The organism is Enterobacter cloacae complex sp. CARB60 (assembly GCF_036487345.1).
GTDB lineage: Bacteria > Pseudomonadota > Gammaproteobacteria > Enterobacterales > Enterobacteriaceae > Enterobacter > Enterobacter asburiae_D.
Genome location: NZ_JAZKLC010000002.1, coordinates 1,838,892 through 1,852,946 on the forward strand (window position 1 = coordinate 1,838,892; position 14,055 = coordinate 1,852,946).

Here is a 14,055-nt window from a genome sequence, read left to right on the forward strand (position 1 = left end):
TTGAGCATGAGCGCATTTAATGCTTATTTTAATAGGCTATGCGGTAAATTTGTAAGACAACTAAGTGATTGAATAATGAACAAAACAGAATTCTACGCGGATCTGAACCGCGATTTTAAGGCATTGATGGCGGGTGAGACCAGCTTCTTAGCCACTCTGGCAAATACTAGCGCATTGCTGTTTGAACGTCTCTCTGACGTGAACTGGGCCGGCTTTTACCTTCTGGAAGGTGAAACGCTGGTGCTTGGCCCGTTCCAGGGCAAACTGGCCTGCGTGCGTATTCCGGTAGGGCGCGGCGTATGCGGTACGGCGGTGGCCGAGAACCAGGTCCAGCGTGTGGAAGACGTTCATGCGTTTGACGGGCACATTGCCTGTGATGCCGCCAGTAACTCTGAAATCGTTCTGCCGCTGGTGGTCAAAAATCAGATTATTGGCGTTCTGGATATCGACAGTACGGTCTTCAGTCGCTTTACAACCGAGGACGAACAGGGGCTGCGCGAGCTGGTGGCGAATCTGGAAAACGTACTCGCTGCAACCGATTATCAAAAATTCTTTGCGAGCGTCGCAGGATAATCAACGGATAACGTAGCATTTACTGATAGCGTCATTATAATGACGCCTGTTCATGCCTGCGCTTGTTGGCAACGTCCGTTGTAATCAGGAAATTTCATGGAAAATCAACCTAAGTTGAATAGCAGTAAAGAAGTTATCGCATTTCTGGCCGAGCGTTTCCCGCAGTGCTTCAGCGCGGAAGGTGAAGCTCGTCCCCTGAAAGTCGGTATTTTTCAGGATCTGGTGGCGCGTGTTGAAGGGGAAATGAACCTCAGCAAAACTCAGCTGCGTTCCGCCTTACGTCTTTATACTTCGAGCTGGCGTTACCTGTACGGTATCAAAGCTGGCGCGACCCGCGTGGATCTCGACGGCAACCCGTGTGGTGAGCTGGACGAGCAGCACGTTGAGCACGCGCGCAAGCAGCTTGAAGAAGCCAAAGCACGCGTTCAGGCACAACGTGCAGAACAGCAGGCGAAAAAACGCGAAGCCGCAGCGGCAAACGGCCAGGAAGAAGCGCCTCGTCGTGAGCGTAAACCACGCCCTGCGCCGCGCCGTCACGATAATAACGATCGCAAACCGCGTGCAGACAAACCAGCAGCAAAAGCCCCGCGTGCCCCTCGTGAAGAGCCGCGCCATACGCCGGTTTCTGACATTAACGCTCTGAGCGTAGGTCAGGCGCTGAAGGTAAAAGCGGGTAACAATGCTATGGACGCCACCGTACTGGAAATCACCAAAGATGGCGTTCGTGTACAGCTGACTTCTGGTATGTCAATGATTGTACGCGCAGAACACTTGTTGTTCTGAAACGGAGGCCAAGCCTGGCATGAACACTTTTTTTAAGCTCACCGCGCTGGCGGGCCTGTTTGCCATAACAGGTCACGCTTTTGCAGTGGACGATATCACGCGTGTTGATCAAATTCCGGTACTCAAGGAAGAGACGCAGCACGCGACGGTGAGCGAGCGCGTGACCTCACGTTTTACCCGCTCGCACTATCGTCAGTTCGATCTCGATCAGGCCTTTTCGGCCAAAATCTTTGACCGCTATCTGAACTTGCTGGATTACAGCCATAACGTTTTGCTCGCCAGCGATGTCGAGCAGTTCGCTAAGCGCAAATCCGAGGTGGGTGATGAGTTGCGTTCAGGCAAGCTGGATCTGTTTTACGATCTCTACAACCTGTCGCAAAAGCGCCGTTTTGAACGCTATCAGTACGCGCTGAAAGTGCTGGAACGTCCGATGGACTTCACCGGTACCGACACCTTTAATCTGGATCGCAGTAAAGCACCCTGGCCGAAAGATGAAGCCGAGTTGAATGCGCTGTGGGACGGTAAAGTTAAATACGACGAACTGAGCCTGAAGCTGACCGGCAAAGACGAAAAAGAGATCCGTGACACGCTGACGCGTCGTTACAAATTCGCCATTCGTCGTCTGGCCCAGACCAACAGTGAGGATGTCTTCTCGCTGGCCATGACCGCCTTTGCTCACGAAATCGATCCGCATACCAACTATCTCTCTCCACGCAACACCGAACAGTTCAATACCGAGATGAGCCTGTCTCTGGAAGGTATCGGCGCGGTGCTTCAGATGGACGATGATTACACGGTGATCAATTCGATGGTCGCGGGTGGCCCGGCATCCAAAAGCAAAGCGATTAGCGTAGGCGATCGCATTGTGGGTGTAGGACAAACCGGCCAGAACATGGTCGACGTGATCGGCTGGCGTCTCGATGACGTGGTTGCGCTGATCAAAGGTCCGAAAGGCAGCAAGGTTCGTCTGGAAGTTCTGCCTGCCGGTAAAGGCACCAAAACCCGTATCGTTACCCTGACCCGCGAGCGTATCCGTCTGGAAGACCGCGCGGTGAAAATGTCGGTGAAAACCGTGGGTAAAGAGAAGGTAGGTGTCCTGGATATTCCTGGCTTCTACGTAGGGCTGACTGACGATGTGAAAGTTCAGCTGCAGAAGCTTGAAAAGCAGAACGTCAGCAGCATTATCATCGACCTGCGCAGTAACGGCGGCGGTGCGCTGACGGAAGCAGTTTCACTCTCTGGTCTGTTCATTCCATCTGGTCCTGTGGTTCAGGTGCGCGATAACAACGGTAAAGTGCGTGAAGATGCCGACAACGACGGTGTGGTCTACTACAAAGGCCCTCTGGTGGTCCTGGTTGACCGCTTCAGTGCTTCCGCGTCTGAAATCTTTGCCGCTGCAATGCAGGACTATGGCCGCGCGCTGATCGTCGGTGAGCCAACCTTCGGGAAAGGCACCGTTCAGCAGTATCGCTCTCTGAATCGTATTTACGATCAAATGCTGCGTCCGGAATGGCCTGCACTGGGCTCGGTTCAGTACACCATTCAGAAGTTCTACCGCGTGAACGGCGGCAGTACGCAGCGTAAGGGCGTAACGCCGGACATCATGATGCCGACAGGCACGGAAGAGACGGAAACCGGCGAGAAGTTTGAAGATAACGCGTTGCCGTGGGACAGCATCAATGCCGCGACCTACGTGAAAGCGGGTGATATGACGCAATTTGGCCCTGAACTGCTGAAAGCGCATAACGACCGCATCGCGAAAGATCCGGAGTTCCAGTACATCATGAAGGACATTGCACGGTTCAATGCCCTGAAAGATAAGCGGAATATCGTTTCTCTGAACTACGCACAGCGTGAGAAAGAGAACAACGAAGACGATGCAACCCGCCTGGCGCGTATCAACGATCGCTTCAAGCGTGAAGGTAAGCCTCTGCTCAAGAAACTGGACGATCTGCCAAAAGATTACCAGGAGCCGGATCCGTATCTGGACGAGACGGTGCATATCGCTCTCGACCTGGCGAATCAGGAAAAAGAGAAACCTGCCGTACAGCCGGCTCCGGCAAAATAATCTCCCAACAGGCACAAGAAATTGTGCCTGTTTCTTTTTGTTCTTCATCCTTCCGTCAGCCAGATTTCCAATTGTGTAAAGTTGTGTCTTTCTGGTGACTTACGCCCGCCGGATGCTTGAAAATAGCCGCAATACCCATACGATGTGGGTAATCGCATAGTGCGTTTTGTTAAACTGAGGTAAAAAGAAAATTATGATGCGAATCGCGCTCTTCCTGCTCACCAACCTGGCGGTCATGGTGGTTTTCGGGCTCGTGCTAAGCCTGACGGGAATTCAGTCGAGCAGCGTTCAGGGTCTGTTGATTATGGCGCTGCTGTTTGGTTTTGGTGGCTCGTTCATCTCCCTGCTGATGTCGAAGTGGATGGCGCTGAAATCGGTGGGTGGTGAGGTTATTGAACAGCCGCGTAACGATATGGAACAGTGGCTGATGAACACGGTGGCTCAGCAATCCCGCCAGGCCGGGATCGCCATGCCGCAGGTGGCGATTTACCATGCCCCGGACATCAACGCTTTCGCTACTGGCGCTCGTCGCGATGCGTCACTGGTTGCCGTCAGCACCGGATTGCTGCAGAACATGAGCCGTGACGAAGCCGAAGCGGTTATTGCCCACGAAATCAGCCATATCGCCAACGGTGACATGGTGACCATGACCCTGATTCAGGGCGTAGTGAACACCTTCGTGATCTTCATCTCCCGTATTCTGGCGCAGATTGCGGCAGGCTTTATGGGCGGCAACCGCGACGAAGGTGAAGAGAGCAACGGCAACCCGCTGATCTACTTCGCCGTTTCGATGGTTCTGGAACTGGTATTCGGTATTCTGGCCAGCATCATCACCATGTGGTTCTCCCGCCACCGTGAATTCCACGCGGATGCCGGCTCGGCGAAACTGGTTGGTCGTGAGAAGATGATTGCCGCGCTGCAGCGTCTGAAAACCAGCTACGAGCCGCAGGAAGCGAACAGCATGATGGCCTTCTGCATTAACGGTAAATCCAAATCGCTGAGCGAGCTATTTATGTCTCACCCGCCGCTGGATAAACGTATCGAAGCGCTGCGCAGTGGGGAATACCTGAAGTAACGCAACGAACCTTAGTAAGCCGGGCAGGAGAACACTCCGCCCGGCTTTTTTTATGCCTGAACTCTGGGCTGAGTCACGCGCAGGCCGCTGACGACCGCCGCGAGGGAGGCAAGAGCACCCGCGGTGAGAAGCGCAACATGGTTGCCGTTTTGTCCGGCGAGGTTAAACATCAGGGCAACCAGCGCCGCACCGGTGCTTTGTCCCAGAAGGCGCGCGGTCCCCAGCATGCCGCTGGCACCTCCGCTGCGATGACGCGGCGCGGAGGTGATAATGGTGTGGTTGTTAGGGGACTGGAACAGGCCAAACCCTGCGCCGCACAGAATCATGCGCCAGATGATGTCCAGATCGGTTGGCGATGACGGTAGCAGAGCCAGCGCGAATAGGCCTGTCGCCATTACCGCCAGCCCCAACGCTCCCAATAAACCGGCATGGACGCGTTCAATCAGATAACCTGCCAGCGGTGCCATTACCATTGTCGCCAGCGGCCAGGGAGTTAACAGCAGGCCGGTCTCCACTTCTGAACGGCCTACGACGCTCTGCAGAAAGAAGGGCAAAGAAACCAGAGCCAGCATCTGGGCGCAGAACGAGCAGACTGACGTGCAAATGGAGAGGGAAAAGAGGGGAATACGCAGCAGATCGACCGGCAGTAAAGGCACCGGGAGAGTGAGCTGGCGGCGAACAAAGAAAAAGCCGATCGCCAGAAGGGCGATGAGCTCCGCGCCGGTAAGCATCAGAGACTGTCCCTGCGCAAAGCCGCTCAGGGCTGTAATCAGCAGGCCAAAAGTCAGAGCATTCATCACTGCACTCGCCACATCGAAGCGCGGCATGGTGCTTTTGGGACCGTTAGCGGGGAGAAAGCGCAGGGCGAAGAATATCGCGACGATACCCAGCGGCACGTTAATGGCGAACAGCCATTGCCATGACGCAACGGAAAGGATCGCCGCCGCAATGGTTGGTCCGGCGGCGGAAGAGACGGCGACAATAAACGAGTTTATCCCCATGCCGCGCCCCAGATGACGCTGAGGATAAATTAAGCGGATCAACGCCGTGTTTACGCTCATGAGCGCCGCGCCGCCAAAACCCTGCGCAATACGGGCAAGCGTCAGGGTATGCAGTGAATCTGAAAGTGCGCATAGCAAGGACGTGAAGGTGAAAACCACCAGACCGCACTGATACACCCGACGGTAACCGAACATGTCGCCCAGGAAAGAGAACGAGAGCAGGGAAACCACAATCGCAATCTGATAGGCGTTAACAATCCATATCGAACTGGCGGGAGAGGCGTGCAGATCGCTGGCGATGGTTGGCAGAGCAACGTTCGCGATTGCGCCGTCAAGGACGGCCATTGAGATACCGATAATGATGGTCGCTATAGCGCCATACCGCTGGGGTAACGGCAGGCCATCGGAAAGGGTCTTTTCCATTAGGATTTAAAAAGCTCAGCGTGAAATTATTCTCATGGTAACTATTTTAGCATTGTTACAGCCGGGATATGTCGCAGATTTGTAACGAAGTAAACGCGGATTGATTGCAGGTGACATGACGGGAACTTATAATAAAAACCGGTTCTGATTTTTATAAAACACTCTCTATGAGGTGGTAAATGGCTATTGCGGATTTGGATAAACAGCCAGATTCTGTTTCTTCCGTGCTGAAGGTGTTTGGCATCTTACAGGCGCTGGGAGAAGAGCGTGAAATAGGTATTACAGAGTTGTCGCAGCGCGTGATGATGTCAAAAAGCACCGTTTATCGCTTTCTGCAAACCATGAAGTCGCTGGGCTACGTTGCCCAGGAAGGCGAATCTGAAAAATACTCTCTGACGCTGAAGTTGTTTGAGCTGGGTGCCCGCGCGCTACAAAATGTTGACCTGATCCGCAGCGCCGATATTCAGATGCGTGAAATCTCTCGCCTGACCAAAGAGACCATCCATCTCGGCGCGCTGGATGAAGACAGCATTGTTTACATCCATAAAATCGACTCCATGTACAATCTGCGCATGTATTCGCGCATTGGTCGTCGCAACCCCCTCTACAGTACCGCCATTGGTAAGGTTCTGCTGGCGTGGCGCGATCGTGAGGAAGTGAAGCAGATCCTCGAAGGCGTGGAATACAAGCAAAGTACTGCGCGAACCATTACCAGCACGGACGCGCTGCTGACGGTGCTCGATCGCGTACGCGAGCAGGGGTATGGCGAAGATAACGAAGAGCAGGAAGAGGGGCTGCGCTGTATCGGCGTTCCGGTGTTTGACCGCTTTGGCGTGGTGATCGCGGGCTTAAGTATCTCCTTCCCAACCTTACGCTTCTCCGAAGAGCGTCTGCATGAGTATGTGGCTATTCTGCACACTGCCGCACGCAAGATTTCTGAACAGATGGGTTATCACGACTACCCGTTCTAATCTTTATCCGCATAAAAAAACGCCGCATCTGTTGCGGCGTTTTTTGTCAGTCATTTGCCCGGCTGTTTAGCCATTATCAATCACGACGGATGTTTTACGCAGTACGGGACAGTTCGTTAAACCAATGAACCCGCTGTCAGAATGCAGATACTGTGCAGTGCTCAGTCCTTGTGCTGTTACATACTTACACTGAATGCCTAAGCCGGCAGCGTTTTCGGTGCTTCCCACAAGCACGCCATAACCCGTTAGCAGAAGGCCAATCCAGACGATGGCCAGTGCAATAATTGTTCGAATGATTAAGCGCATCATTACCTCTTTTATCGTTGTTATCATAATGCTAGCGTAAACGGTTTACGCGACGAAACAAGTGCAGGAATCTGAAAAAAGCGCGATGGAGGCACAGTTAGTCCTTGTTTAAGATAAGCGTGATAACCTCGTTACATCAGGTCATTAGACGGAGTGTGGAGTGAAAAAAATACGCTGGGTAATTCTGATTATCGTGCTGATAGCGTGCGTGGTGTTATGGACGCAGACGATCAATGTGATGTGCGATCAGGATGTACAGTTTTTTAGCGGCGTCTGCGCAATCAATAAATTTATTCCGTGGTAACACGCATTTTTTCTCAAGGTGATTTCCTTCCTTCGCGCCAGTGGTAAAATAGACGTTTTTATTGAGGTGGTGAAATGGGTGAGTTACTGAATTCAGGGTTGCTGAATATGGCATCCCTGATGATTTCTATGGTTGTTCTGCTTGTGGGACTGGTCATTTGGTTTTTCGTGAACCGCGCCAGTTCCCGTACTAACGAGCAGATCGAACTGCTGGAAGCGCTACTCGATCAGCAAAAACGTCAGAATGCGCTGCTGCGCCGTCTGTGTGAGGCTAACGAACCGGAAGAGAAAGACGCGCCGAAAGACCCGGTCGCTGAAGATAACAAAGACGAAGACGACTTTATCCGCCTGGTGGCTGAGCGTTAATCTTTTTGTCTGGGAGGTGGCTGTGGTCTGGAAAAATCCCTGGTATGACCCCTCCCTGAAACATCACACCCCGAACGGTTTTCGTAATACCGATCCTGTCGGACATCAACCCGGCGATCTTGACCGTTGGCGTAAAGCGCGTAAAGAGGCGGGTTTACCGAAGCCGCCCTCGCTGGGTTATGAAGACTTTATCCACCGGTGGTGGCAACCGGTTGAGCTTACGCAATCTCATGAAGATGGGGTGTGGTGGCTCGGACACGCGAGCGTGTTGCTGCAGCTGGACGGCAATATCATCCTTACCGATCCGGTGTTTTCACGGCGCGCTTCTCCGCTCCCTTTCCTGGGACCACAGCGCAAAACGCCTCCCGCGCTGTCAGTCGATCAACTTCATCAGCTTGATGCGGTCGTCATTTCCCATAATCATTACGATCATCTTGATGATGCGACCATACGCCGTATCCTCAAACGCTTCCCCGGCGTCAGTTTTTTTGTTCCGCTAGGCCTGGCCGACTGGTTTCGCCGTCGAGGAGCAAAACGCGTGGTTGAGCTCGACTGGTGGCAGAGTTTCACCTGGCAGGGGATGACGCTGACCGCCGTACCGGCACAGCACTGGAGTATGCGCACGCCATGGAACCGCAATCGCTCTCTATGGTGCGGCTGGGTTATGGAAGGGCGACATCATCGTTTCTGGTTCAGCGGTGATACGGGGTATTCGCCCGAGCTGCTGTTGATACCTGAACGCCTGGGCCATATTGATGCTGCTGCGTTACCGATTGGTGCCTATGCCCCGCGATGGTTCATGGCTGTCCATCATATGGATCCGCAATCTGCGGTGGCATTGTGGCAGCAGTTGGGTTGTCCTCTGGCGTTTCCCATTCACTGGGGCGTGTTTGAACTGGCAGATGAATCCCTGGATGAACCTGTGCGGGAGTTAACTGACGTGCTAGATAATTTAGCACCAGTTAATCATTCTTTCAGGATACTGAAAATTGGTGAATATTTATCCTTATAAACGAAGCGATAAAAGAGTGCATATATTCTGTATGTAAACGCGTGCAGGAATGTTTTATTTTTATCGAAACGTTTTGCTTGCCTTCTTTTGATGCAGGGTCATAAAAATTTCATTATTTTAGTGCATAACGCTGTTTATTAACTGGTGCATTTTAATACAGTTGGAGGCAGGTTATTAACGGTGTTTTTTCTCTGAAACAATTTGGTCGCGTTACAATGATTTAAGCATAAGTTTTCACAAATTGTTCTAACTCAATCAAGAAGTAAGATTTCTTTTCCCGGTTGCTGGACGCTTCGTAATGAATGAGCTATGTTAAAAAAGTCTTAGATTACAGCGGTTGTGAAGGCAACGCTGGGTCTTTGTTACGCAGCAGAGCTGTCTGTACGTGATGCGCATAATTGTGCAAAACCTGACAGGCACTGTTCGAATTTGTGCGGCGGATCGAGACATGTTTAAAAATGGCTTGCCATATTAAACATAGTGTGTGATAACACGTTTTGGGTCAAACGAGGTACAGTTCTGTTTATGTGTGGCATTTTCAGTAAAGAAGTCCTGAGTAAACACGTTGTCGTTGAATACCGCTTCTCTGCCGAACCTTATATTAGTGCCTCATGCAGTAATGTCTCAGTTTTATCTCAGTTAATGCCTGCGGGCTAAGAAAACACTCTAAGGAATTTTGCAAAATGGCAAAGATTAAAGGTCAAGTTAAGTGGTTCAACGAGTCTAAAGGTTTTGGTTTCATTACTCCTGCTGACGGCAGCAAAGACGTGTTCGTACACTTCTCTGCAATCCAGGGTAACGGCTTCAAAACTCTGGCTGAAGGCCAGAACGTTGAGTTCGAAATTCAGGACGGCCAGAAAGGCCCAGCTGCAGTTAACGTAACTGCTATCTGATCGAACCGCTGCTGACTGAAGCGCTTAGCACTTCAATCTCAGACATAAAGCCTCGCACAACGCGGGGCTTTTTTATGTCCCTTATCTTTCAAAATATTACCATTCGCGGTCTTGTTAGTAACTTGTTGCAAAGCTGCGAGGTTAGTAGCACTGTTTCACCACCCTAAACCCATCTTTTCCCGTTAAATCAGGGCGTTGTTTAACAGTCCAGGGGTTCAGGTGAAGAATAAATTAATAACGGCCGCCGGAAATTTCATGCCGGCGCGTTTTGTGCTGCTCTGTTTAGCTATTTTTTGTAGTCTGGCTTTTTTGCTGGGCCGCGTTGCCTGGCTGCAAATCATCAAGCCTGACAATCTGGTGAAGCAGGAAGATATGCGCTCCCTCCGCCAGCTGGCGATTAATGCGCCGCGGGGTATGATAATGGATCGCGAAGGTCGCCCCCTTGCGGTGAGCGTGCCTGTCCGGGCCGTGTGGGCCGATCCTAAAACGGTGCTGGCAAAAGGGGGCGTTGGCGCTGACGAACGCTGGCAGGCGTTGGCAAACGCGCTGCATCTGTCCCTGGGCACACTCTCGGCGCGAATCAACGCCAACCCGCAGGGCCGTTTTATTTATCTTGCCCGTCAGGTCGATCCTGCGCAGGCAAAGTGGATCGATAAGCTCAATCTACCCGGCATCAATTTACGCGATGAGTCCCGCCGGTTTTATCCTGCCGGCCATGTGGCAGCGAACCTGATTGGCTTCACCAATATTGACGGGCAGGGCATTGAAGGCGTGGAAAAGAGCTTCAACGCGCAGCTGACCGGCAAGGCGGGTGTGCGGCAGGTAAGGGAAGACCGCTACGGACGCGTGATTGAAAACCTGACGGAAGTGGCACCCGCACCGGCGCATAACATCCAGTTAAGTATCGACGAGCGTCTGCAAACCATTACCGAAGATGCGCTCGATAATGCCGTGGCCTGGAACAAGGCCGAGTCTGGGGCATCGGTGTTAATTAATATCCCAACCGGGGAAATCCTCGCCATGGCGAGCTATCCGGACTTCAACCCTAATAATCGGGAAGGCGCGACGATAAACGATTTTCGCAACCGCGCGATCAGCGATACGTTCGAACCCGGTTCGACCGTCAAGCCGCTGGTGCTGATGACGGCCCTGCAGCAGGGGCTGGTCCAGCCGGACAGCGTGATTGATACTCGCCCGTATACCCTTGACGGACATCGTATCCGCGATGTGGGTTACTACCCTGAACTGACAATGACCGGGATCTTGCAAAAATCGAGCGACACCGGCGTTTCCCGACTCTCCCTGGCAATGCCTGTCCAGCATCTTATTGATACCTATCGAAACTTTGGTTTTGGCACCAATACGGGTCTTGGCTTAACGGGTGAGAGCGCGGGGCTGTTGCCCCAGCGTAAATACTGGGGCCAGCTCGACCGCGCGACCTTTGCCTTCGGCTACGGGCTGATGGTGACGCCGCTCCAGCTGGCGCACGTCTACGCCACCATTGGCGGCTTCGGGCTTGAGCGACCTCTCTCGATTACGCGTATCGATCCACCCGTTATCGGGCACCGTGTTATGCCGGAAGAGATTGCGCACGAGGTGGAGCACATGATGGAGAGCGTTGCGCTGCCCGGCGGCGGTGGGGTTAAGGCCGCCGTTCGTGATTACCGGGTGGCGGTGAAAACCGGTACGGCGAAGAAAATTGACGACAGCGGGAAGTACGTCGATAAATATGTTGCCTATACTGCCGGCGTTGCGCCTGCCAGCGATCCGTGCTTTGCCCTGGTGGTGGTCATTAACGATCCGCAAAATGGCGCCTACTACGGCGGTGCCGTTTCCGCGCCTGTCTTCAGCGAGATTATGGGCAACGTGCTGCGCCTGGAGAACGTGAAGCCTGACGGGTTACCGGCGGGTTCCGATCACCTTATCGTTATGCGTTAACCGGGCGTTTATAACCAGGGCGAATAGCGGTACACTTCGCCCTTTGATTATGCTCCGGAGTCACCATGTCCTTCAGTTGTCCCCTTTGCCACGCCCCCCTGACGCACTCAGATAAAAGTTATACCTGTCCGCAGGGGCACCAGTTTGATATGGCAAAAGAAGGCTACGTGAATCTTCTGCCGGTGCAGCATAAGCGCTCCCGCGATCCCGGCGACAGTGCAGAGATGATGCAGGCGCGCCGCGCGTTTCTTGATGCCGGGCACTATCTGCCGCTGCGGGAGACCGTCGCGCAGATGCTAAATGACATTCTGCCGGGTTCAGCCACCGCCATGCTCGATATCGGCTGCGGGGAAGGGTACTACACCGCACGGTTTGCCGAGGTTGCCGGTGAGAAGGGCGCGTTGACGTTCGGTCTGGACGTGTCGAAAGTGGCCATTCGCGCGGCGGCAAAGCGTTACGCGGACGTGACGTTCTGCGTGGCATCCAGCCACCGGCTGCCGTTTGACGATGCCAGTATGGACGCTGTTATCCGCATTTACGCGCCCTGCAAGGCGGAAGAGCTGGCTCGCGTGGTGAAACCGGGCGGGTGGGTCGTCACCGTGACGCCGGGCCCGCGTCATCTTATGGAGCTGAAAGGGCTGATCTACGACGAAGTGCGTCTGCATGCCCCTCATTCTGAACAGCTGGCCGGTTTTAGCCTGAAGCAGGAGCAAAGCGTGGCGTATGAAATGACGCTGAAAGGGGAAGAGGCCACCGCGCTGCTGCAGATGACGCCGTTCGCGTGGCGGGCAAAACCGGAAGTATGGGAAGCGTTAGCGGCACATTCAACATTTTGCTGCCAGACGGATTTCAGTATCCACGCCTGGCAGCGCGAAGATTAACCGGCGAAGTGTGCCCAGAGGATCTGGGCACCAATGCCAATCAACACAATTCCCCCCAGGATCTCGGCGCGTTTACCCAGCAGCGGGCCGATAAACCGTCCGACCATCATGCCCAGCGTGGACATAATCAGCGTTGCGCAGCCGATGGCCAGCGCGGTGGCGATAATATTGACCTGCAGGAATGCCAGACCGACACCGACGGCCATCGCATCAAGGCTGGTGGCTATCGCCGTGGTGACCAGCAGCCAGAACCCGTGGCGATGCTGCGGCTCTTCGTCTTCATCATCACCGCCGCGAAAACCTTCAATCACCATTCGACCGCCGAGAAATACCAGCAGTACAAACGCAATCCAGTGGTTCCATTCCAGCACGAACTGGCTGGCGAGCATGCCAAGACCCCACCCGATAAGCGGCGTCAGCGTTTCGATAGCACCGAAAATCAGGCCGGTACGCAGGGCTTCTGAGAATTTAGGTTTATGGAGCGTGGCGCCTTTTCCGATGGAAGCAGCAAACGCGTCCATGGACATGCCAAAAGCGAGGAGGATCGTAGCGGAGATATTCATAACAGCGTCCAGACCGGGGATATCCATATGACACATCACTGCCCCCAGTAAACAGCAGTTGATGTATCTATGGTCTCGCCTGATCGCGCCGCACTTAAGATGTGCTGTCAGCGATCCGTACGCGCCACGTTTTTCAACGAGCATGTTGACACGTACATTTCCTGCGAGCAGGAAATCGGCTACTCCCCAACGACGGGCGCAACCTTAACATATTTTGAGAATATAAAACAACAATGAAGAGGCATTATTTAAAATGCTTATTGATAACGATTTTCATTTGTCTTTATGCGTGAAGATATCGTTAACAAATAGAGAGCAAATTAACGAAGAGGATATAGCTTTGGCTATATTTCATGCGCAAGATAAACGCATTATATAGCCATTGCTATATATCTAACTCATTGAGTTTTAACGAGTAGCTTGTATATCTTTTCCAGGTCATCAATATTCTTCACCCGAATAAGCAGGCGGCGTTGTTCTAATTGCATCACCAGCACACCGTCTTCGGATAAATTCATCTCTTTAATACGGTTATATTCTATCCACACATTGGCGAAGAAAAATCCGCGGGATTTAAAAATGATTTTCGGCGTGCGGATCCAGAACAGATAAACAGCCATTAATGCCAGCGCACATAATAACCATGTGGTTAATATTGCACCATGTCCGGTGACGTTATTGTAAATAAGAATAGCGATGAGACCCGCGAAGATAAACGCATCCACGCGCCCGCGTCGCAGAAGGGGAAGGGAGAGCAGCGTCTCGCCGTGACGGCGGGGCATGATGAACTCGTCATAGATCGCGTAAGCCAGAAGGGCAGCAATAAATAAAACCAGTACGATGTCCGTGACAGTCATTCATCCTCCAGATAAAAAAAACCGGGGGCAAGCCCCCGGCCT

The 14,055-nt window shown here is 52.9% G+C and carries 15 protein-coding genes and 1 pseudogene; 12 read left to right on the top strand and 4 right to left on the bottom strand.

What is annotated here, in order from left to right:
* Window positions 1–75 precede the first annotated feature (75 nt).
* The 4 genes from V4835_RS09770 to htpX all read left to right on the top strand — a co-directional run bounded on the left by V4835_RS09770 (window position 76) and on the right by htpX (window position 4,499).
* Complete coding sequence (locus V4835_RS09770; RefSeq protein WP_008500476.1) at window positions 76–573, top strand: GAF domain-containing protein; 498 nt, start codon at window positions 76–78, stop codon at window positions 571–573.
* A 96-nt stretch (window positions 574–669) separates the two neighbouring features.
* On the top strand, window positions 670–1,356 hold the full coding sequence (gene proQ / locus V4835_RS09775) for an RNA chaperone ProQ (RefSeq protein WP_023336085.1): 687 nt from the start codon (window positions 670–672) through the stop codon (window positions 1,354–1,356).
* 19 nt (window positions 1,357–1,375) lie between these two features.
* Window positions 1,376–3,424, top strand: coding sequence for a carboxy terminal-processing peptidase (gene prc, locus V4835_RS09780; RefSeq protein ID WP_063143722.1), 2,049 nt, complete (start codon window positions 1,376–1,378; stop codon window positions 3,422–3,424).
* 193 nt (window positions 3,425–3,617) lie between these two features.
* The gene (gene htpX, locus V4835_RS09785; protein ID WP_014884290.1) at window positions 3,618–4,499 is read left to right on the top strand and encodes a protease HtpX; all 882 of its coding nucleotides are present in this window, start codon (window positions 3,618–3,620) and stop codon (window positions 4,497–4,499) included.
* A gap of 50 nt (window positions 4,500–4,549) precedes the next feature.
* Here the strand turns inward: htpX and V4835_RS09790 are convergent, their stop codons facing one another.
* Window positions 4,550–5,923 (bottom strand): MFS transporter, encoded by a 1,374-nt coding sequence (locus tag V4835_RS09790; protein ID WP_331412047.1) that lies wholly within the window; start codon window positions 5,921–5,923, stop codon window positions 4,550–4,552.
* A 179-nt stretch (window positions 5,924–6,102) separates the two neighbouring features.
* Between V4835_RS09790 and kdgR the strand changes: the two genes are divergently transcribed.
* Entirely contained in the window at window positions 6,103–6,894 is a 792-nt protein-coding gene (kdgR, locus tag V4835_RS09795) for a DNA-binding transcriptional regulator KdgR (RefSeq protein ID WP_032641251.1), read from the top strand.
* A gap of 66 nt (window positions 6,895–6,960) precedes the next feature.
* Here kdgR and V4835_RS09800 read toward each other — a convergent pair whose 3' ends face one another.
* The gene (locus tag V4835_RS09800; protein ID WP_063143724.1) at window positions 6,961–7,200 is read right to left on the bottom strand and encodes a YobH family protein; all 240 of its coding nucleotides are present in this window, start codon (window positions 7,198–7,200) and stop codon (window positions 6,961–6,963) included.
* A gap of 160 nt (window positions 7,201–7,360) precedes the next feature.
* Between V4835_RS09800 and mgrB the strand changes: the two genes are divergently transcribed.
* From mgrB to rlmA, 7 genes and pseudogenes are all read left to right on the top strand, one after another.
* Window positions 7,361–7,504: a PhoP/PhoQ regulator MgrB gene (mgrB, locus tag V4835_RS09805; protein ID WP_006175995.1), complete on the top strand. Its 144-nt coding sequence runs from the start codon at window positions 7,361–7,363 to the stop codon at window positions 7,502–7,504.
* Between the two features lie 74 nt (window positions 7,505–7,578).
* A complete protein-coding gene (locus V4835_RS09810; RefSeq protein WP_063143725.1) occupies window positions 7,579–7,869 on the top strand; it encodes a YebO family protein in 291 nt (96 codons plus the stop codon).
* 22 nt (window positions 7,870–7,891) lie between these two features.
* Window positions 7,892–8,881: an MBL fold metallo-hydrolase gene (locus tag V4835_RS09815; protein WP_331412048.1), complete on the top strand. Its 990-nt coding sequence runs from the start codon at window positions 7,892–7,894 to the stop codon at window positions 8,879–8,881.
* Between the two features lie 525 nt (window positions 8,882–9,406).
* A pseudogene (locus tag V4835_RS09820) lies at window positions 9,407–9,551 on the top strand (DUF2627 domain-containing protein).
* A 13-nt stretch (window positions 9,552–9,564) separates the two neighbouring features.
* A complete protein-coding gene (cspE, locus tag V4835_RS09825; protein ID WP_001062678.1) occupies window positions 9,565–9,774 on the top strand; it encodes a transcription antiterminator/RNA stability regulator CspE in 210 nt (69 codons plus the stop codon).
* Window positions 9,775–9,993: 219 nt separating this feature from the next.
* Window positions 9,994–11,712, top strand: a complete 1,719-nt coding sequence (ftsI, locus tag V4835_RS09830) for a peptidoglycan glycosyltransferase FtsI (RefSeq protein WP_331412049.1) — start codon at window positions 9,994–9,996, stop codon at window positions 11,710–11,712.
* Window positions 11,713–11,777: 65 nt separating this feature from the next.
* Window positions 11,778–12,593, top strand: a complete 816-nt coding sequence (rlmA, locus tag V4835_RS09835) for a 23S rRNA (guanine(745)-N(1))-methyltransferase (protein ID WP_331412050.1) — start codon at window positions 11,778–11,780, stop codon at window positions 12,591–12,593.
* On the opposite strand, the gene mntP is transcribed toward rlmA, so the two are convergent.
* Together mntP and V4835_RS09845 are read right to left on the bottom strand one after the other, a co-directional pair.
* Window positions 12,590–13,156, bottom strand: a complete 567-nt coding sequence (gene mntP, locus V4835_RS09840; RefSeq protein ID WP_029741998.1) for a manganese efflux pump MntP — start codon at window positions 13,154–13,156, stop codon at window positions 12,590–12,592. The genes rlmA and mntP overlap by 4 nt on opposite strands.
* 398 nt (window positions 13,157–13,554) lie before the next feature.
* Window positions 13,555–14,013 (bottom strand): DUF986 family protein, encoded by a 459-nt coding sequence (locus tag V4835_RS09845; protein WP_023336075.1) that lies wholly within the window; start codon window positions 14,011–14,013, stop codon window positions 13,555–13,557.
* Window positions 14,014–14,055 lie beyond the last annotated feature (42 nt).

Coding starts and splice junctions, on each gene's coding strand:
- V4835_RS09770 (WP_008500476.1), top strand. CDS start 76: ATGAACAAAACAGAATTCTACGCGGATCTGAACCGCGATTTTAAGGCA.
- proQ (WP_023336085.1), top strand. CDS start 670: ATGGAAAATCAACCTAAGTTGAATAGCAGTAAAGAAGTTATCGCATTT.
- prc (WP_063143722.1), top strand. CDS start 1,376: ATGAACACTTTTTTTAAGCTCACCGCGCTGGCGGGCCTGTTTGCCATA.
- htpX (WP_014884290.1), top strand. CDS start 3,618: ATGATGCGAATCGCGCTCTTCCTGCTCACCAACCTGGCGGTCATGGTG.
- V4835_RS09790 (WP_331412047.1), bottom strand. CDS start 5,923: ATGGAAAAGACCCTTTCCGATGGCCTGCCGTTACCCCAGCGGTATGGC.
- kdgR (WP_032641251.1), top strand. CDS start 6,103: ATGGCTATTGCGGATTTGGATAAACAGCCAGATTCTGTTTCTTCCGTG.
- V4835_RS09800 (WP_063143724.1), bottom strand. CDS start 7,200: ATGCGCTTAATCATTCGAACAATTATTGCACTGGCCATCGTCTGGATT.
- V4835_RS09810 (WP_063143725.1), top strand. CDS start 7,579: ATGGGTGAGTTACTGAATTCAGGGTTGCTGAATATGGCATCCCTGATG.
- cspE (WP_001062678.1), top strand. CDS start 9,565: ATGGCAAAGATTAAAGGTCAAGTTAAGTGGTTCAACGAGTCTAAAGGT.
- rlmA (WP_331412050.1), top strand. CDS start 11,778: ATGTCCTTCAGTTGTCCCCTTTGCCACGCCCCCCTGACGCACTCAGAT.
- mntP (WP_029741998.1), bottom strand. CDS start 13,156: ATGAATATCTCCGCTACGATCCTCCTCGCTTTTGGCATGTCCATGGAC.
- V4835_RS09845 (WP_023336075.1), bottom strand. CDS start 14,013: ATGACTGTCACGGACATCGTACTGGTTTTATTTATTGCTGCCCTTCTG.